Annotated in this window: 19 protein-coding genes; 9 read left to right on the top strand and 10 right to left on the bottom strand. The window is 56.7% G+C overall.

What is annotated here, in order from left to right; genetic code table 11:
* Positions 1–62: 62 nt before the first annotated feature.
* A complete protein-coding gene (locus tag ACVBAU_RS02440) occupies positions 63–269 on the top strand; it encodes a ParD-like family protein (protein WP_448327685.1) in 207 nt (68 codons plus the stop codon).
* A 291-nt stretch (positions 270–560) separates the two neighbouring features.
* On the opposite strand, the gene ACVBAU_RS02435 is transcribed toward ACVBAU_RS02440, so the two are convergent.
* Entirely contained in the window at positions 561–1469 is a 909-nt protein-coding gene (locus ACVBAU_RS02435) for a LysR substrate-binding domain-containing protein (protein WP_448327684.1), read from the bottom strand.
* Between the two features lie 90 nt (positions 1470–1559).
* Here ACVBAU_RS02435 and ACVBAU_RS02430 point away from each other — a divergent pair, with 90 nt between their 5' ends.
* From ACVBAU_RS02430 to ACVBAU_RS02400, 7 genes are all read left to right on the top strand, one after another.
* Positions 1560–2684 carry an NAD(P)/FAD-dependent oxidoreductase gene (locus ACVBAU_RS02430; protein ID WP_448327682.1) on the top strand — a complete coding sequence of 375 codons (1125 nt, stop codon included), beginning with the start codon at positions 1560–1562 and terminating at the stop codon, positions 2682–2684.
* Entirely contained in the window at positions 2650–2973 is a 324-nt protein-coding gene (locus tag ACVBAU_RS02425) for a (2Fe-2S)-binding protein (RefSeq protein ID WP_448327680.1), read from the top strand. The genes ACVBAU_RS02430 and ACVBAU_RS02425 overlap by 35 nt, the downstream gene beginning before the upstream one ends.
* Positions 2960–4348 (top strand): FAD-dependent oxidoreductase, encoded by a 1389-nt coding sequence (locus ACVBAU_RS02420; protein WP_448327678.1) that lies wholly within the window; start codon positions 2960–2962, stop codon positions 4346–4348. Before ACVBAU_RS02425 ends, ACVBAU_RS02420 begins: the two co-directional genes overlap by 14 nt.
* Positions 4345–5115: an ABC transporter ATP-binding protein gene (locus ACVBAU_RS02415; RefSeq protein ID WP_448327676.1), complete on the top strand. Its 771-nt coding sequence runs from the start codon at positions 4345–4347 to the stop codon at positions 5113–5115. Before ACVBAU_RS02420 ends, ACVBAU_RS02415 begins: the two co-directional genes overlap by 4 nt.
* Before the next feature lie 23 nt (positions 5116–5138).
* Entirely contained in the window at positions 5139–5930 is a 792-nt protein-coding gene (locus ACVBAU_RS02410; RefSeq protein WP_448327673.1) for an ABC transporter substrate-binding protein, read from the top strand.
* A 67-nt stretch (positions 5931–5997) separates the two neighbouring features.
* A complete protein-coding gene (locus ACVBAU_RS02405) occupies positions 5998–6687 on the top strand; it encodes an ABC transporter permease (RefSeq protein ID WP_448327672.1) in 690 nt (229 codons plus the stop codon).
* Positions 6687–7457: an ABC transporter permease gene (locus tag ACVBAU_RS02400; protein ID WP_448327670.1), complete on the top strand. Its 771-nt coding sequence runs from the start codon at positions 6687–6689 to the stop codon at positions 7455–7457. Before ACVBAU_RS02405 ends, ACVBAU_RS02400 begins: the two co-directional genes overlap by 1 nt.
* An 11-nt stretch (positions 7458–7468) precedes the next feature.
* Here the strand turns inward: ACVBAU_RS02400 and ACVBAU_RS02395 are convergent, their stop codons facing one another.
* The 4 genes from ACVBAU_RS02395 to tnpA all read right to left on the bottom strand — a co-directional run bounded on the left by ACVBAU_RS02395 (position 7469) and on the right by tnpA (position 10165).
* Entirely contained in the window at positions 7469–7765 is a 297-nt protein-coding gene (locus ACVBAU_RS02395; protein WP_093734194.1) for a hypothetical protein, read from the bottom strand.
* Positions 7765–9378: an IS66 family transposase gene (tnpC, locus tag ACVBAU_RS02390; RefSeq protein ID WP_448327668.1), complete on the bottom strand. Its 1614-nt coding sequence runs from the start codon at positions 9376–9378 to the stop codon at positions 7765–7767. Before tnpC ends, ACVBAU_RS02395 begins: the two co-directional genes overlap by 1 nt.
* Positions 9379–9440: 62 nt before the next feature.
* Positions 9441–9788: an IS66 family insertion sequence element accessory protein TnpB gene (tnpB, locus tag ACVBAU_RS02385; RefSeq protein WP_093734192.1), complete on the bottom strand. Its 348-nt coding sequence runs from the start codon at positions 9786–9788 to the stop codon at positions 9441–9443.
* Complete coding sequence (gene tnpA, locus ACVBAU_RS02380; protein ID WP_069301501.1) at positions 9785–10165, bottom strand: IS66-like element accessory protein TnpA; 381 nt, start codon at positions 10163–10165, stop codon at positions 9785–9787. The genes tnpB and tnpA overlap by 4 nt, the downstream gene beginning before the upstream one ends.
* 113 nt (positions 10166–10278) lie before the next feature.
* On the opposite strand from tnpA, the gene ACVBAU_RS02375 reads away from it, so the two are divergent.
* On the top strand, positions 10279–10623 hold the full coding sequence (locus ACVBAU_RS02375; RefSeq protein ID WP_137192339.1) for a RidA family protein: 345 nt from the start codon (positions 10279–10281) through the stop codon (positions 10621–10623).
* Between the two features lie 254 nt (positions 10624–10877).
* Here the strand turns inward: ACVBAU_RS02375 and ACVBAU_RS02370 are convergent, their stop codons facing one another.
* From ACVBAU_RS02370 to ACVBAU_RS02350, 5 genes are all read right to left on the bottom strand, one after another.
* Positions 10878–11405, bottom strand: a complete 528-nt coding sequence (locus ACVBAU_RS02370) for a 3'-5' exonuclease (protein WP_448327665.1) — start codon at positions 11403–11405, stop codon at positions 10878–10880.
* A gap of 314 nt (positions 11406–11719) precedes the next feature.
* Positions 11720–13168, bottom strand: a complete 1449-nt coding sequence (locus ACVBAU_RS02365; RefSeq protein ID WP_448327663.1) for a DUF6538 domain-containing protein — start codon at positions 13166–13168, stop codon at positions 11720–11722.
* Positions 13169–13752: 584 nt separating this feature from the next.
* Positions 13753–14442, bottom strand: a complete 690-nt coding sequence (locus ACVBAU_RS02360; RefSeq protein ID WP_448327661.1) for a DUF1236 domain-containing protein — start codon at positions 14440–14442, stop codon at positions 13753–13755.
* A gap of 688 nt (positions 14443–15130) precedes the next feature.
* Positions 15131–15553: a hypothetical protein gene (locus ACVBAU_RS02355; protein ID WP_413838818.1), complete on the bottom strand. Its 423-nt coding sequence runs from the start codon at positions 15551–15553 to the stop codon at positions 15131–15133.
* A 114-nt stretch (positions 15554–15667) separates the two neighbouring features.
* Positions 15668–16987, bottom strand: coding sequence for a plasmid recombination protein (locus ACVBAU_RS02350; RefSeq protein WP_448327659.1), 1320 nt, complete (start codon positions 16985–16987; stop codon positions 15668–15670).
* Positions 16988–17280 lie beyond the last annotated feature (293 nt).

Below are 17280 nucleotides of genomic sequence, written 5' to 3'. Positions count from 1 at the left end.
GTCGCCGCGACATTATACGATTCATATACAATTCATATATACCAAAATTGGGAGACGCGTCGATGGGTATCGTAAAGATTGGGGACGAAATGCATGAGGAACTGCGCAAGTCCAGTTCAGTTATGTGTCGTTCGATCAATGCGCAGGCTGAATTTTGGATGAAGGTCGGCATGCTTGCTGAAGCAAACCCAAATTTGCCATTTACGGAAATCATGGCGCAGCAACTCAGGAACGCAGATGTGCGGGTTCCGGAGATTGAAGCTGCCTGAAACCTGACCTTGCCATTTCAAGGAAGGAAGCAGTCGTTTGCCTTACATAATCAAACGGCAGCTTTGTCCGCGCAGCAGTCCTCGGAGCTCGTTGCAGCTAACGGTGGCTCTGAGCCATTTGTGACCGTGCCGAGTGTGAAGCTATTCGCAGTCGCAGCATCGCATTGTTTTGCAGAGGGCGGCCCCACCCGGACCTCTGCCTGACCTGCCGTTGCCGCACCACGGCATTCCTAAAGCTGCCGTTCCATCCGCGCGTTCGTTAAGATAATAAATTCGCCCGAGACACTATCCCTAAACACCAAGAAGCGCATCAAACCGCGCTTCAACTAATTTCAGAAACTGGTCCGCTATGCGCGACGGTTGGCGCGTGGCTGGTAGAAGCAGGTCATATCGAAATGGCTGAACAGGCGACAATGGGCGCACCAGAATCTTACCGAGATTGCCAAAATGCGTTGCTGTCACAGGCTCTACTATTGAAATGCCAGCCCCAGCGGCCACCAATTCACAGATCGACGCAGACAATTGCGCCTCAGCAACGATCCGAGGACGAGCACTGCCCGCGAGTAAAAATGCATCTGTTTCGGAACGGGTTCCAATTTCTGCGCCGAGCGCGATGAATGGGCGCTGATCGAAATCTCCCGGCAAGAGCACTGTTTTCCGCCCAAGCTCATGAGAGAGGGGTAACACGGCCAACATTGGTGCCGTGAACAACTCACGGCGCAGGACAGCGGGATGGTCGTTGTCCAAGGCAGCAAAGCCGAGATCGAACTGCTGCGAACTCAGATGACGTAGCACCGCCTGAGAGCTTCGGATGCGCAATGATACAGTGATTCCGGGTTCGTCTGCGATGAATTCGGCGATCACATCCGGCAGTAGTTTCAGAGCCAGTGCTGGCATCCCCGCAATCAGCAAGCTGCCGGTCCGAAAGTCTCGAATGTCCTCAATGACGCGGGAAATTTCCGTCATCCCGACGAAAGCCCGCTCAACCTCTTCATAAAGCGCGCGCGCTTCAGGAGTGGGCACGACCTGCCTGCCTTGCCGCTCGAACATCTCAAAGCCAGCCGCGCGTTCTAAATCCGCAATTAGTTTGCTGACCGAGGGCTGCGTTGTTCCCAAGACGACTGCTGCGGAGGTGACCTTGCCGGTCTCCATCACAGCGCGGAAGGCTTCGATCTGACGGTGTGTGAGCCGAGCGAGCATAGTGATTCATAACCTTAGAGAATGCATTACGCAAATATTACGATTATTCTTATGAAGGCAATGCTGCGATCTAAATGGTGGAGGAATCGCATGCATCAACGCACACCTGAAATAACCATCGTCGGCGGCGGCCTTGTCGGCCTTTCTGTAGCGCTCGGCCTGCTATTTTCCGGACGGCGTGTCCGGGTGTTGGATGGGGCAGACTGTGATGCACGTGCGTCGCAGGGGAACTTTGGTCTTTTATGGGGCCAAGGCAAAGGCGCTAATTTCGCACCTTACGCTCATTGGACGATGGATGCGCTGGCGGCTTGGCCCGGCTTTGCGCAGCAGTTGCAGGAGCTATCGGGCATTGACGTGGCACTCGACCAATCCGGGGGCTACGAGTTTTTTACCGATCCGTCAGAGATGGACGCCTTCAAGGCCGAGTTGGAACAGCAAGCAGCGCATCTGGGCGGACGCGCCAGCTATGAAATGCTCTACGGGGATGACCTGCGCAGTCAGTTAAAAGGCATTGGACCCGATGTTGTCGGCGCGAGTTTCTCGCCCGGCGACGGCCATGTAAACCCGCTCCGCTTTCTTCGCGCCCTGCGCTGTTCGGTTCAGGCGATGGGCGGGCGTGTGACACTGGGAGCCACCGTTGCCGCGATCAGGCCACAACTTGGGGGTGGCTTTGCGCTTGCTTTGGCGGATGGGGAGGTCGCTTACACGGAGCAGGTCATAGTCTGTGCCGGGCTGGGCGCTGCCACTCTGGCCCGCGATCTTGGGTTCATCACACAGGTCCGGCCGCAGCTTGGCGAGTTGCTGATCACCGAAAAGCTGGGCGACCGCCTGCCGTTCCTGTCCAGCACCATCCGGCAGGTCGACGAGGGCGGCGTGCAGATTGGCGGCACCAAGGCGAATGCAGGACTGGATGATCGTGAGACTTTGCCCATCATGTCCAAACTCGCTCATCATGCGGTCACGGTCTTCCCTGCGCTTGCCGATGTGCGGGTTGTCCGGGCGTGGGGTGCGCTGCGGGTCATGTCGCCCGACGGCTACCCAGTCTATGCCAAATCGGGCCCGAATCCCGGCGCCTTTCTGGTGACCTGCCACAGCGGTGTCACGCTTGCCCCACTACACGCCAGCGTGCTCGCTAAGTGGATCCTGAATACATCCGCCACCCCTGATCTGGAGGCTTTCGATGAATGTCGCTTCGCGCTTTCGCACGCTGCCTGAGACCGGGGATCGTGTGCAGTTTACGCTGGATGGCGCGCTTGCCACTGCGCCCGCCGGGGTCACTGTCGCAGCGGCGTTGCTGGCCCATTCGGGCGCGTGGACGCGGCGGACTGCACAGGGCGCACCGCGCACGGCCTATTGTATGATGGGTGTGTGTTTTGACTGTCTGGTCGAGGTCGATGGCACGCCCAACACCCAAGCCTGCATGACCCTTCTGCGCGAGGGTATGTCCGTCCGTCGCCAAACGGGCCTGCGTGATTTGAACGGAGGTCACTGTGGCCGAGGTTGATCTGATTATCATCGGTGCCGGACCTGCTGGCATGTCAGCCGCAGCCGTCGCGGCGCGGGACGGTTTGCAGGTGTTGATGTTGGACGAACAGCCCCAACCCGGCGGCCAGATCTATCGCAATGTGGCTCAGAACCGGAGCAAGCGCGGCTTTCTTGGCCAAGCCTACGCCGCAGGGGCGGATTTGGTTGATGCGCTCGACCAACCCGGCATCACCCGTCACTCTGGTGCGATGGTTTGGCGGCTCGACAAAGGGCCGCAGGTGACATGGTCGCGGGGCGGCAAAAGTCGGACTACCTCGGCTGCGCATGTGCTCATCGCAACCGGTGCTCAGGAACGCCCTGTGCCTTTTCCGGGCTGGACGCTCCCCGGTGCGATGCCAGCAGGGGCTGCGCAGATTTTGATGAAAACCGCTGGGATGCTGCCCGAGGATGCCGTGCTCGCAGGGTCTGGTCCGCTGCTCTATCTGATTGCGGCACAGATGATTGACGCCGGAAGCCCCCCACAGGCGCTGATCGAGACACAGTCGTATCGGCAGATGCTGGGTGCATCCCCCCATTTGCCCCGCGCCCTGTTTGGCTTGCCAACCTTGCTGAAAGGGCTGAGCCTGATTGCCAAAATCCGCAAAGCGGCTGTGCCGCGCTACACCGCTGCGTCGGGCTTCCACGCCACCACGACCGAGAGCGGCAATATCCTCTTTTCCTTCCGGGCTAATGGGCGGGATCAAAGCCTTACCTGTGGTCTGCTGCTGACCCACCAAGGGGTTATCCCCGGCACCCATATCACAAGGGCTGCGGGGATCGCGCATCATTGGAATGCCGCGCAGGGAGTCTTTCAGCCCCAACATGATCTTTGGGGTGCGACCGACCAGCCGGGCCTGCATGTGGCCGGGGACGGTGCCGGGATCGGCGGGGCGGAGGCGGCTGCGGCGGCCGGTGAATTGGCCGCGTTAAATATCCTGTTCCAATCAGGCCGCTTAAGCAGCGACACCCGCAACCAGCGTGCCGCCCGCGCCCGCGCCGCGTTGTTTCGTGCCCGCGCCATTCGGCCCTTCCTTGATGCCGCATACCCTCCGCCGACCGATATACTTGCGCCATCAGACAACACCATCGTCTGCCGCTGTGAGGAAGTCTCTGCCGGGGCCATCCGACAGGCCATACGCGAAGGTGCCCAAGGCCACCGCCAGATCAAAACATCCCTGCGCTGTGGCATGGGCCCCTGTCAGGGCCGCATGTGCGACGCCACGCTGCGCGGCCTGCTCAGCGCCGACGCCCCGCCCGACCGCCCTATCGCCCCGCCCCGCGCCCGCTCGCCGATCAAGCCGATTGCCTTGGGCGAGCTGGCCGCACTCTCACACCCTCAGGAGGAACCCGCATGAGCGCCCCCGCAGCCTTGAAAGTTAAAGATCTGCACAAGAGCTTCGGCTCGCATGACGTCATCAAAGGCGTGTCGCTTGAGGCGCAAAAAGGCGAGGTAATCGCTATTCTTGGAGCCTCCGGCTCTGGCAAGAGCACCTTTTTACGCTGCATCAACCTGCTGGAGACGCCGAATTCCGGCGAGGTCTGGCTGGCAGGCGAGCAAATGCGGATGAAGCAGAACCGCCGCGGCGAGATCGTGCCGCAAGACCTGCGACAGGTCGAAGGGATGCGCGCCCGTCTGGCGATGGTTTTTCAGGGGTTTAACCTCTGGTCACATATGACCGTGATGGAAAACGTCATGGAAGGCCCGCTCTACGTTCAGGGAACCCCCAAGGCGCAAGCCCGCGAAAAGGCCGAAGCACTGCTCGCGAAGGTCGGCTTGTCGGACCGGGCGGACTACTACCCCGCGCATCTGTCGGGCGGTCAGCAGCAGCGCGTGGCAATAGCCCGGGCGCTGGCGGTGGACCCTGACGTGATGCTGTTTGACGAGCCAACTTCGGCGCTGGACCCTGAATTGGTGGGCGAAGTGTTGGGCGTTATGCGTGATCTGGCCGAAGAGGGCCGCACCATGCTCGTCGTGACACACGAGATGGGCTTTGCCCGCGATGTATCCACCCGAACCGTATTTCTGCACCAGGGCGAGGTCTGTGAAGAAGGCCCGCCCGCAGAGCTGTTTTCCAACCCGCAAACACCAGAGTTCCAAGCGTTTCTATCGCGCATGAACTGACCAACCACAAAGAGGACCAACCTATGTTTCGTAAAACCATCCTAAGCAGCGCAACTGCCATTGCACTGAGCGCCGTCGCCCTGCCGCTGGCTGCCCAAGACACGCTGCGCATCGGCGTCGAAGGCGCCTATCCTCCGTTCTCCTCCAAGGAATCCGACGGCAGGCTTGTCGGTTTTGACATCGACATTGCAAAGGCACTCTGTGTCGAGATGCAACGTGAATGCGAACTGGTCGAGCAAGAATGGGACGGCATGATCCCGGCGCTAAAAGCTCGCAAGTTCGATGCCATCGTGGCCTCCATGTCGATCACAGAAGAGCGCAAGCGCCAGATTGATTTCTCTGACAAATACTACAAGACCCCGTCGCGTCTGGTGGCCTCCAAAGACGCCGATTTCGAAGGCACGCCCGAAGGTCTGGCCGGTAAGCGCATCGGTGTGCAGCGCGGCGCGACACATCAGTGCTACGCGGAAAAGTTGTTCCCCGATGCCGAGATTGTCCTCTATGGCTCGCAAGACGAAGTGTTCCGCGATCTGGCGCTTGGCCGCGTGGACGCGCAGCTTTCTGACAGCCTGATCGCACAGGAAAGCTTCCTGAGTGCAGAGGCAGGGGCCGACTATGCCTTCCTCGGCGGCGATCATACAGACGTTGAATGCTACGGCGAAGGCGTGGGCATCGCGGTGCGCAAGGGTGAGGACGAATTGCGCGAAAATCTGAGCAAAGCGATTGCCGCGATCCGCGAGAATGGCACCTATGCCGAGATCAACGACACCTACTTCCCCTTCGACATCTACGGCGGCCGTCCCGAGGGAGAGTGAGTTTCCGCCTTACACCATTCATCAGGGTGGCCATGCGCTGCCCTGATGATCCTTTGAGGAACACGCGATGAACCTGCTTTTGGAATACCAATCACAATTGATCGACGGCACGATCATGACGATCAAACTGGCGCTCACATCGCTGGTCATCGCTTTGATCTTTGGCCTGCTCGGTGCTTGGGCGAAACTTTCCGCCAACCGCCTGGCCCAGCGACTGGCTGGAGCCTACACCACCATCGTGCGCGGGGTGCCGGACCTGGTGCTGATCCTGCTGGTGTTCTTTGGCGGTCAGGTGACGCTTAATAATATCGGCGCGATTACGGGCCTCTGGGGCTATGTCGAGATCAGCCAGTTCGCCGCAGGTGCAGGCACGATCGGTGTAATCTTTGGTGCCTATTTCACCGAAACATTTCGCGGTGCGATCATTGCCATCCCGCGCGGTCAAATCGAGGCTGGCATCAGCTGTGGAATGCGCAAATCGCTGATCTTTCGTCATATCATCTGGCCGCAGATGGTCCGCTTTGCCTTGCCGGGCTTTACAAACAACTGGCTGGTGCAACTCAAGACCACGGCGCTGGTCTCGGTCATTGGGCTTCAAGACTTGGTCTATAACGCTTTCACCGCCGGTCGTTCGACGGGACAGCTCTTTACTTTCATGGCGGCAGCATTTGTCATCTACCTGCTGCTGACAGGCGTGTCCGACCTGATGTTGCGCGCGGTGGAGCGTCATTACAACCGTGGCGTAGTGAGAGCGTGATGATGGAAAACCTGCTGACCTATATCCCGCTCGACATCGCACTGATCGCTGAGAATTTTGACCGTTTCCTCTATGGCGTCTGGGTGACGCTTAACCTGACCTTCCTGTCGCTGCTGTTGGGCGGCTTGCTGTCGATCCCCATGGCCATTGCCCGCGTGTCGAAACACCGGGTCTTTAACCCCTTGGTGCAGGGCTACACCTATGTCTTTCGCGGCACGCCGCTTTTGGTGCAAACCTATCTGATCTATTACGGTGTCGGCCAGTTTGAGATGATCCGCGAAAGCTTCCTGTGGAACCCGATCCTGTCCTCGGCTTGGTGGTGCGCGCTCATTGCCTTCACGCTCAACACTGCCGCCTATACGACCGAGCTGCTGCGGGGTGCCATTGCGGATACGCCAACCGGCGAGGTCGAGGCGGCCATCGCCACCGGCCATTCCTACCGCAGCCGCCTGCGCCGGATCATTTTGCCCTCGGCCTTCCGCCGCGCGATCCCGGCCTATTCCAACGAAGTCATCTTCATGCTGCATGGCTCGGCCATTGCCAGCACGATCACTTTACAAGACATCCTCGGCGTTGGGCGCTGGCTGAACGGGCGCTATTACCTCGCTTATGAAGGGTTCATCACCGCAGCCCTGCTCTATTTCCTCATTGTGCTGTGCATCACATGGGTCTTCCGGGGGTTCGAGCGCCGCTACCTGCGCCATCTCACCCGCCGCGACACCGCTGCCCAGCCCGCGACTTCTCCCCTTCCGCCCCCTGAAAGAGTGTAACCGCGCCATTGTTACCGCGGCGATTTAGCTTTGATGCGTGCCACCAGATCGGTGTCATGCACGAAGTCATCAAGGAACTCATGCCAGGTTTTGTTGGTGATACGAGCGGCGCGGATCATGTCCATCAGCTCTTCGATCCCGTCATCGGTCAGTGTGGTGCTTGTTTCGTCGGGTCCGACGTAAACGCTGACGATGTTTCCATAGGTCAGGTTGTCGTCGTTGGAGATGATCGCTTCGAGAAGTTCGGCATCCTCGCCCAACATTTTGGCTACGTAGTCGATGCTGCAGACATGGGTCACGGCCGCCATCAGGTGGCCTGTGAATGGGCAGTGTCCAGCGGCACCCAATTCCACGGCAGCAATTCATCCAGCCGGTTGATCTTGTGATCGTGGATACGGTCGAGGATGTCGGCGAGATAGGCCAGTGGGTCGAGACCATTCAGCTTGGCAGTTTCAATGACGGTCATTGCACGCGCGAGGGTTTCTGCACCGGTATCGGCGCCCGCGAAGAGCCAGTTTTTCCGTCCTATTCCAATCGGGCGCAGGGCGCGTTCAGCGGGGTTGTTGTCAATGGCCACACGTCCGTCGCTTAGGAACAAGCTGAGGGCCTCCTGCCGCGCGAGACCATAGCGGAACGCCTTGGCCAGATCGCTTTTGCCGGGGATGCGCAGGAGCTGTTGTTCAGACCAGGCGAAGAAGGCCGCGACCTTTGGCTGGGTCAGCTTTTGGCGCGTCGCATGACGCACGTCAGCGGGCTGGCCGTTTATATCGCGCTCGATGTCATAGAACTTGCCGATCCGGTCGAGCGCTTCGCGGGCGATCTCGGATTTGGTTGAGGTCCAAAAGTCGTGGAAGTCACGGCGCAGGTGGGCCCAACAGGCCGCCTCGCGCAAGCGCGGTTTACCATCGGGTTCAGACGCATAGAGCTTGGCATATCCCTTATAGCCATCAGCCTGGAGGATGCCGCGGGCGTTGGCCAGATGGCTGAGAACGTGCTCTTCCTTCCAGTTCGGTGCAAACCGATAGACGGCCCCCGGTGGCGATGCACCCGCCCATGGGCGTTGATCGCGCACATAGGCCCAGATCCGGCCTTGCTTGACCCCTTTGCCAAGACCCTTGTCGCGCTTTGAGCGGTCCAGCACCCGGATCGGTGTGTCATCTGCGTGCAGCAGGTCGCTGCCCATGATGTCAGCCTCAATCCATTCAATCAGCGGCGACAAGGTCTTCATGGAGCGTCCGCACCAGCCGACCAGCGTGCTTTCGGGGATGTCCGCGCCCATACGCTCAAAGATCTCGTGCTGGCGATAGAGTGGAAGGTGATCATCAAACTTGGAGACCAGAATATGCGCAAGTAGGTTTGGCCCTGCCATGCTGCCCGGGATCGGGCGGCTCGGTGCGGGTTCCTGCACCATCTTCTCACAACGGCGACAGGATTTCTTGATCCGGGCGATCTGGATCACCTTCATCTGGGCAGCAATCATGTCAAGGAGTTCGCTGACATCCTCACCCACTACGCGCAGATCACCGCCACAGTCAGGGCAGCAGGTGCCGGGGTCCAGTTCACGGCGTTCGCGCGGGGTCGTATCCGAGACACGTGGTCGGCGGCGCAAAGCGGGTGCATCGGCAGCTTCCGGTGACGGTTCATCCTGCCCTTCGTTGATGGGCGCGTCATCTTCCTCAGCAACCGCGACCAGCAGATCTTCGAGCGCCAGCTCCAACTGTTCGATCTCGCGCTCGATCTTTTCTGAGGACTTGCCGAAAGCCAGTTTCTGCAATTTGGCGATCCGTAGGCGAAGCGCCTGAACCAACTGATCATGGACGCGCAACGTGGCCGATATCTTGGCGTTTTCGGCCTGCAAAGCCGCGATCATCGCCTTCAAAACGGCGGGATCATCGGGGAGGTTTTCGGCGTGTTCAGGCATACGCCTGACTACCAAAAGTCAGGTCAAAGCACCATATAAATAACGCAAATCCCGACGCAAAATCACCCCACCCGAGCGGGTGGAGCGCCCCAATCTGGACGCCTCCAATCGATCCCCTCCCACAACATCGCAAGTTGCGCCGAAGTCAGTCGCACAGCTCCATCCTTGGCGCTCGGCCAAGGGAAGCGGCCCCGTTCGAGCACTTTGTAATAGAGGCAAAAGCCCTGCCCATCCCAGAACAGAAGCTTGATCCGATCACCCCGACGGCCTCGAAACGCAAACACCGCCCCACTGGTAGGCTTTTGTCGCAACACGTCCTGGGTCAGCGCCGCCAGCCCTGCGATCCCCTTGCGCATATCCGTGACACCGCAGGCCAGATACACACGCACACCGGTGCCCGGGCCGATCATGCAGCGTCAACCACACGGATCAGCGCCGACAGCGCAGCAGGATCAATCGTGCTTTCAAAATGCAAACTGCGCCCGCCACGCAGGCGCAGTTCAACAGCAACTGGAGGCGGCAGCTCAGCGACCGGGGCCTGCGCCACCGGCACTCCTGCAGTTACGGGCATGTCCAGCGGCAAGAAAAGCGCCCCGCCATCGGGCGACCACAAGCCTTTCTTCTTCAGCTCATGCCGCCACGCGTAAATTTGTTGTCGCTTAATCTCATGGCGCTGCGCAACCTGCGTCACGCTCGCCCCGGCAATCCCAACCGACGCGACAATCTCAAGCTTGTCGTCGTCATGCCAAAAGCGTCGCCGCTCCGCCCCAAGAATTTCGCCACGCATCACAGGCCCCGCATAAGTGACGTCAGTAATGACGTCATTAGCGACGTCTCTTAGATCATCGCTCCAGCCTCAGGCAGGCGGTGCCAATGGCTCGGTTACGAAAGAGTATGATCATGATCGAACGCATCCACACCAATCAACGTATGAGCAAAATCGTCAAACACGGGGGCATTGTCTACCTCTGTGGGCAGGTCGGCAGCGGAACCACAGTGGTCGAACAGACCGAGGACTGCCTTGGTCGCGTCGACAGATTGTTGCACGAAGCGGGTTCGTCGCGCGAGCATATGTTGCAGGCGACGATTTGGCTCGCAGATATGGCGGATTTCGATGCGATGAATGGGGTCTGGGATGCATGGGTTCCCCAAGGTGCAGCCCCAGCACGCGCCTGCGGAGAAGCCAAACTGGCGGATGCCGACCTGCGTGTCGAAATTATCGTGACCGCCGCCGTAGCTGGTTGACGACTGGTTAAGAGCTCACCCTTTTATCGATGACTTCCTTATAATCAACTCATGCTGAATGGCTGCTTAATCCCCGACAACAAGGCCAAATCGCCACAGCAGCGAACGTCCTCTCGCCGCCCTTCCTTCAAGAGGTATTCCCAACTGCCACGGAAACCGTGCGTCGGCAGCAAAGTCCGCATAGCCGACTTTCAGGACTAAAGGGCTGGGTGTCGATGCCGTCGCTTTCCTTGGTGAGTATGCGGGAATTACAATTATGAATTCGTGTTCCTCTGCCCCATAGAAACTTGATGCTTGGATGCCTTTAGCCAGCCAAATGCAAGGCGTGCGCTGTCTGGGCCTGCGCGGTGCGGAGCAGCACGGCGCTCCAGTGTTTCGTAGAGCATATCCAGAGCATAGCCTGAGTATAGTTTCGATGAAATTTCATGATAGTCTCCAACTGGAGGTATCTCGTCACGGCCGTCGGCACGAAACAGCTTAATGAGCCAACGCTTCTCAAACTCTGGAGCGTCCGAAAGAAGGCGTCGAGCCCCAAGAACCTTCGAAAACGCCTGCATCACATCGCTCACCGAGGGCGCAGACTTCAGGTCTGATAAGGGGATATTGTGAACTGCCGCGCTCTGGGGCGACCACTCAGCAAGACTCCAATCCGGTGCAGGGCAGATTAGCGAGCTCCATGTATGAACCCCACCCACATCAAGCCATGACAGAGCAACTTCAATCGGCCAGCTATCGTCTGAGAGACTCGACGCCTCGAAGTCCAATATGGCAAACTTATTCATCCCGTTTTACTCCTCACCGGCCCCCATTATTGAAAGCGAAACATAACGCCAATGCCGCGATTACTTTGGTAGCCATCTCAGCGACAATGAGACTATTCATGCTTTCAAATGAGAGTATTCCAGCATTATTCGATCCTTTAATATAGCCAGAACGACAAGAGGCTGTTGAAGGATCACTTTGATAATCTCGTTTCAGGAACTGAAAAGCTCAGCCAGGCGACTCAAAGCGCTTCTTGATGCTGCCAAGTTGATGATGCCCGCTAACCGAGACGGACCCTTTTCCGTCTAATCCGTTTCTCCTAAAAGGCTGGCTCCTACGTAACTCTGAAGCCAAGTTCGGTAGCCAGTCGGTCGATTTCCTCACGTAGTTCGGCTATTGGTCTGGGCTGCCAGCGATCTGTTGGGAACGATACCATTTCCTGATATAGGGCACGCATCTTAAGATCTGGCGTGGAACCGTAGACAGGCCTTCCACGAATATTCCCGATGGAGTGCCCCATTAGATACGCGCGCTCTTCGTTCGTCATTTTGGCGTAGACCATTCGATCCTCGAAAGTGTGGCGTGTGCAACTCATAGTATATTTGCCGGTCTGTCCATCAGGAGTAGGTGGGAATAGATTGTTCTGACGCATGTATTTGTTAACCGCCGCCGAATAGCCGTCTTTCCCGCGATACCGAGAGAACCCATTGGGATGACGCTTCATCACCTCCAGCGCTACACCAAGCAAAACGACAGGTCGTTTAGAAGCAGCGTTCTTTAGTTCCCGTTTGAATTCAGGATCGAGAACAATTTGGAGCTGTATGTGAGGAATTGGATGGTTGAGATAAATGTCGCTTGGCGGAACGTCAAATATCTCTGACTGTCGGCCTCCACACTCTGCAGAGATAGAAGCGATATCACGAGCCTGGCTATTTAGGCCATCCAACCCCTCCTGTTCGATCAAGACCTTCTGGACCCATGGCATTGGAAATGCCAATTTCCGATCACCGGTTGTCAATTCAACATTCAACGTTTCGATTGAAGAACCGGTAAACGGATTGTTCCTTTGACTTGGAGGCACATCAAACCGCTCATAATAAGCGTTGACAAGCTGACGCATGAATCGAAGTTTTTTGTTTACGTAGTTTGTCGTGATTTCTCCTCTATCCCGCCGCCCTTTCCAATACTTGCGGTATATCAGTGCATCATGCTCCGAAATATCGGGAACGGACTTTTCTTTTACGATCTCTACAAACGATGTAGCGGCTTGAAGATACTTGTTACGCCAAACCCGAAGCTGTCGTTTGTTCTTGGATGAGATCTCAGCCTTTTTCTGTTCTTCGATAATTGATGGCATTTCGGAAATAAGTGTTTTGGGGAACTTTAATGCGCCCAATGCAGCTGGGAAGGCTGCAGATTCGGGACCGAATTCAGCAGCGGCGTCAATGCGCGCCAGAAGTTCATTTATTGGACCTGTGATAAGCTCATCCATCGGCCTGTAAGAGATGTTCATATTTTCCAGCAGTGATAACGCCGCATCGAATGCATCCGGCTTTGTTCCGCCGCCACCACGCGACAAGCGGGCTTCCCAGTCATTCACAAGCGCTCTCTTCTTCAAGACAAACCGGGCTTTGGCCTCATCCTCGCATTTGGTTTTGAGTGACTGATATATCTCAGACCGAGCTTCCACTTCAGCGAACTTTATTGGCACACGAATACGCATCCAGAAACCTCGGCCGCGACGCTTCACACCGTCCACGCATTTGTTTTTGGTATCAATCATAATGCCCCACAAACTGCCCCACAGGGGCCTCTTTCCCAACCAGCTTCTTTCCCTAACTGGAAGAAGCGTTTTCTGTAGTGAATGTGGGTAGATACACTCAGCCACGGAAGAAATTAGTTGTGTAAAGAAATGCCTCTCCTGGGCACCACTTATCCCCGATAAGCAAGTTACCTAGAAAAATCATTTACGGTTTTTCATTCCCCGATCTCCTCTTACGCACTTAGTTTCTGCCTGCCTTTCGTCGCATTGTGCTTGAGATGGGATTGGAAACGCGCTTTCTGGGATTTTTGGAATGTGCCGCACGCCGAGAGGTCAAGCAGGCACAGCCCAATTCGGGATGCGCTACCCTTGTCGCCATTGGGCGAACGGTGGGCCTCAGAAATTTAAATGACGGCGCGAAATCGTAGCAAGTCCAGCTTGTATATGCGCGGCCTATCACGCTAACGCGGCAACATAGTGACCAAATGCTCTGCCACCGAACCACCTTAGCTTAACAAAGGGCAACCGCCCCTCGGGACATCTTGGCTGGCAACGTAAAAAGGCCCGGCAACTGCCGGGCCTCCCTAAAGTCCTAGATCCAGCTATTAGCGGATAACGCTTACGATCGCATTGGTTTCAGGGTTTACGATGACCGTCTGGCCATTGATGTCAACGTAACGGTATTCCGACTGCGAAGGAATTTCGTATAGGACGACGTCCTGAGGTACGCCGGCACCGACCGCGACTTCACCGTCAAGGTAAACTGTCTCTACCGGGTTGCTTTCGATATATGTCACCGTCTCTACAGTGGGTTCAACTGCTGCCGAACCGGCCGCGCCCCCGAGGATACCGCCTGCGATGATGCCGCCCACGGGACCGCCAGCAGCATATGCCGCGAGCGAACCGATCACTGCGCCAGCTGTCGCACCTTGGCGCTCATCTTTCAGAGTTTCACCGGTGTCCTCGTACGTCACTGTGGTGACTTCCACTGCCGCAGGACGTTCCGTTACCACATAAGCCTCTTCTTCGGCTGAAACAGTCAGGTAGGGCGCGTAGGACCAACCCTCAACGCCATCATATGAGACTTTGCACCACGTGCCGTCTGCGACACAACCGTCGAGCGTCGCTGCTTCGCCACCAGGGATGACACCCAGAATGGTGTAGTTATTGGCAGGGCCGCTGCGGATGTTCAGATCGGTTGCGGCGCTTGCATCCATCGCCATCGCCGATACAGGCAGAACGGCGGCCAGCGCCAGGGAAGATACCATTGTAAATTTTGTAAAAGACGTTTTCATCGTTATTCTCCTCACTAGCCGCGTAGCAGTTGATCTGCTGTCACCCTGTTCGGTGCTGCGGCATCTGGGTTGATAACCTCCAGATATGGCGAAGGTTCCACCGTTGGTTCTCACCGTGATTGGACCCCGGCAGAGTTTTGCTTATAGGTCCGGATTCAGTCTGGAAGTTGAGGTATGGCATTCGCAGCTTTGCACCACGCTTGCCGGTCATCGGCCTGAAAACAGGATGGAACTTCGATCTGTCGCGATTCCAGATCCGTCATTTAGCGTCCGTTTTAAATTTTGTCCCCACGAGAGGGGGGCGTCCATAGTAGAGGTTCTTTGGACATCGTTTTATAAAAAAGATTGAGGCGGATCTGGCTACTCAGGCTCAGGATCCTATTGAGATCACACCGGACTTAGCAGCACTCCACCGCGCGGCGATTGACGACATCTCCGACATCCTTAACGACCCGGATGTTGTGCATCGCGCGTCTGAAGTCCTCGGCGCGCTTATCGACAGCATTACAATCCGTCACGATGCGGAGCGTGGCCATACGGCGCTGCTGGAGGGTAAGTTGTTGGGATTGTTGAGCTTTGCGGACAGCAAAAAAGCCGCATCCTATTCGGACGCGGCTTGTGTGTTAAGTTTGGTTGCGGGAGGGGGATTTGGACTTTGGCGAACTAATCTTGAGGTTTGCCGCTGAGCTTAAGCCGGAACTTGCTCGCCAGCCTCTTTGCCGTTTTCCACGACCTGCTTTTTAGCCGCGGCTCGTTCAGCTTCTTCCTTCTGCGTTTTCAAATCGTCCTCAACTTGCTCGACGATACCTGCGGGCATAAGCGCGTGTTTGGAAATACGGCGGCGGTTGCCGACAGAGGCCATCATACAAACCTCATAGTAGAACTGATCGACTGCTTCTGGTTCACTTTCCGTCAGGAAGGCGATCCATTCCTCGATAGTGTCTGTAATCGCTTTACGCGCAGCTTGTTGGGCAGCTTCGTCTTTTCTGGACAAGTTCGCGGCGACGTTTGCGACCTTGAACATCGCGGCTTGCATCGCTGCGCTCATTGGCACTTCAGCGCGCTTCTTGCGGGCGGTTTTGGAAGGCTTTCCTTGCATGCGGTTTTTCATCTAATAATCCTTTGTCTTAGTAAGTTTAGGCCCGGGCGGAATGTCTGGGCTACGTAAAAAAAAGATGGGATAGCAAATCGGGATGCGGTGACTTTTACGGCAACAAAAAATCGGTCAATCTCCTAAACTATTGTCTTTGCTTACACTTCTTTTTTCGGCTCTTTCGTGTGAAAGATTTCCCGCGATAACTGCCTTCTTGAGTCGCTGAGCAAGTTCCGAGAGCGCGCCTACATTTCCGGTGAAGCCATCGCCGAGAGTGGCCCCGATCTTCGCCAGCATTGATGTCGCCTCCTCTAACGTTCGGTTGGCAGCGCGGAACTCATCCGAAACCCGCTCAAAGGCGTCCGTGCGCGCTTTCTTGAACATTGCGCCCCATCCGCGGCGGAAGGCTTTCGCAACGCGCGCTGCGCCCGTGGGCGATTGCCTCGCTTTGTTTTGTGCTCTCAGGAAAGCTGGGTCATTCTCGCGACCCTTCACCGGTGCGATTGCGGCTGTTCCATCAGCCGAGGGATCAACAACGCCGTCCGCGATGGCTTCGGTTATTTCGATAATGGCGTCCGCCTCCGCCGACTTTTCTTCGACCGCGTCAGTTCGAGCATCAAGATCATGCTCACGCTTGGCTAGTTCACTATCCTTCTTGCGCCGCCAGTCCCTCGTTTTTGTATGCATCCGTTTTGGCGGCGGCGTTTCACCTTTGGCGACAGCTTGGCGGAACGCCTCCTTGCGCTTTTCACCGCGTTCCAGACCGATCTCAGAAAACCACGCGCCGACGCTATCCTGAGCGTGCTCGTAGTCTTCTATTACGTCGAACTTTGATGGTTGAAGCATCTTCCGGGTCGCGATGACTTTCTTCTCGCCCGTTGCCTTGTCCGTGCGCATCATCTCCACGCAGACTCGCGGCATGATTATGGCGTGGATGTGATAAGCTTCTTCATCAAGGTCTGCGCGTGCGTGAATGACGTCATCGCCAAACTGTTCTTTCAGCCAAGCAATCGACAACAGCTCGAAATCCGCAATCCTTTGGTTGTTTTCGGCACCTTCGTCAAAGACTGCTGCAGGGTCAGCATCGAACCACTCTTTGTTGGCCGTCAAAATCACCTCACGCATTGGACCGTGCCGCGTAGGACGCCAAGGGTTATGCGGTCCTTCCGCCAGCCGCTTCTGAATGTCCTTCTTGCGGTTACGCCGTTCGAGCGCCTCAAGTTCGGCCGCAAAGTTCTGTGCCTTTATTTCGGCAATCTCAGCTAAAGCTTCAGACGCCCAGTTTTCGGATCCAATCAGACGGCGATTTGGGGCCGGCGGGTGCTCCAGAATGTGACCGGTGTCGCCCCCGACCCGCTTACGGTGCTTTTCGTATCCAGCGAGGTTCTCAGGCCCGATACCCTCGAACCGCAGCACGACCGGGTAGCGGGTGTGAAATTGTGAACCGTCCATCTTTCATCTCCTTGGTGGTGGAGATGAGAAAATGGGAGCGCAAATTTTGGCACCGTAGTTTAAGCGACCATTAGTTTCAGGTGAAAGGACACCCCTTAGAGATAGCCGACTTAAACATTAAAAAACTTCGGTTTTGGAAACACCGTGGACGCATCGGTCTATGAAAAATAGGGAGTACGGGACTACGAGAAACGGTCCATAATCGACTTATCACAAGATTATTCAACCTATGGTCGATCTGACTCATACCAGAAGTTGACTGCCCTTGGAGACTATACTACTTAATTCTCAGT

The sequence above is a fragment of the Sulfitobacter sp. M13 genome, from assembly GCF_053474885.1.
Note: the sequence above shows the minus strand (reverse complement) of the source record. Positions and strands in the feature narration are given on the sequence as shown.

What these genes read in the sequence shown, in the direction of transcription:
- ACVBAU_RS02440 (WP_448327685.1), top strand. Translation starts at nt 63, where the DNA reads ATGGGTATCGTAAAGATTGGGGACGAAATGCATGAGGAACTGCGCAAG.
- ACVBAU_RS02435 (WP_448327684.1), bottom strand. Translation starts at nt 1,469, where the DNA reads ATGCTCGCTCGGCTCACACACCGTCAGATCGAAGCCTTCCGCGCTGTG.
- ACVBAU_RS02430 (WP_448327682.1), top strand. Translation starts at nt 1,560, where the DNA reads ATGCATCAACGCACACCTGAAATAACCATCGTCGGCGGCGGCCTTGTC.
- ACVBAU_RS02425 (WP_448327680.1), top strand. Translation starts at nt 2,650, where the DNA reads ATGAATGTCGCTTCGCGCTTTCGCACGCTGCCTGAGACCGGGGATCGT.
- ACVBAU_RS02415 (WP_448327676.1), top strand. Translation starts at nt 4,345, where the DNA reads ATGAGCGCCCCCGCAGCCTTGAAAGTTAAAGATCTGCACAAGAGCTTC.
- ACVBAU_RS02410 (WP_448327673.1), top strand. Translation starts at nt 5,139, where the DNA reads ATGTTTCGTAAAACCATCCTAAGCAGCGCAACTGCCATTGCACTGAGC.
- ACVBAU_RS02405 (WP_448327672.1), top strand. Translation starts at nt 5,998, where the DNA reads ATGAACCTGCTTTTGGAATACCAATCACAATTGATCGACGGCACGATC.
- ACVBAU_RS02400 (WP_448327670.1), top strand. Translation starts at nt 6,687, where the DNA reads ATGATGGAAAACCTGCTGACCTATATCCCGCTCGACATCGCACTGATC.
- ACVBAU_RS02395 (WP_093734194.1), bottom strand. Translation starts at nt 7,765, where the DNA reads ATGGCGGCCGTGACCCATGTCTGCAGCATCGACTACGTAGCCAAAATG.
- tnpC (WP_448327668.1), bottom strand. Translation starts at nt 9,378, where the DNA reads ATGCCTGAACACGCCGAAAACCTCCCCGATGATCCCGCCGTTTTGAAG.
- tnpB (WP_093734192.1), bottom strand. Translation starts at nt 9,788, where the DNA reads ATGATCGGCCCGGGCACCGGTGTGCGTGTGTATCTGGCCTGCGGTGTC.
- tnpA (WP_069301501.1), bottom strand. Translation starts at nt 10,165, where the DNA reads ATGCGTGGCGAAATTCTTGGGGCGGAGCGGCGACGCTTTTGGCATGAC.
- ACVBAU_RS02375 (WP_137192339.1), top strand. Translation starts at nt 10,279, where the DNA reads ATGATCGAACGCATCCACACCAATCAACGTATGAGCAAAATCGTCAAA.
- ACVBAU_RS02370 (WP_448327665.1), bottom strand. Translation starts at nt 11,405, where the DNA reads ATGAATAAGTTTGCCATATTGGACTTCGAGGCGTCGAGTCTCTCAGAC.
- ACVBAU_RS02365 (WP_448327663.1), bottom strand. Translation starts at nt 13,168, where the DNA reads ATGATTGATACCAAAAACAAATGCGTGGACGGTGTGAAGCGTCGCGGC.
- ACVBAU_RS02360 (WP_448327661.1), bottom strand. Translation starts at nt 14,442, where the DNA reads ATGAAAACGTCTTTTACAAAATTTACAATGGTATCTTCCCTGGCGCTG.
- ACVBAU_RS02355 (WP_413838818.1), bottom strand. Translation starts at nt 15,553, where the DNA reads ATGAAAAACCGCATGCAAGGAAAGCCTTCCAAAACCGCCCGCAAGAAG.
- ACVBAU_RS02350 (WP_448327659.1), bottom strand. Translation starts at nt 16,987, where the DNA reads ATGGACGGTTCACAATTTCACACCCGCTACCCGGTCGTGCTGCGGTTC.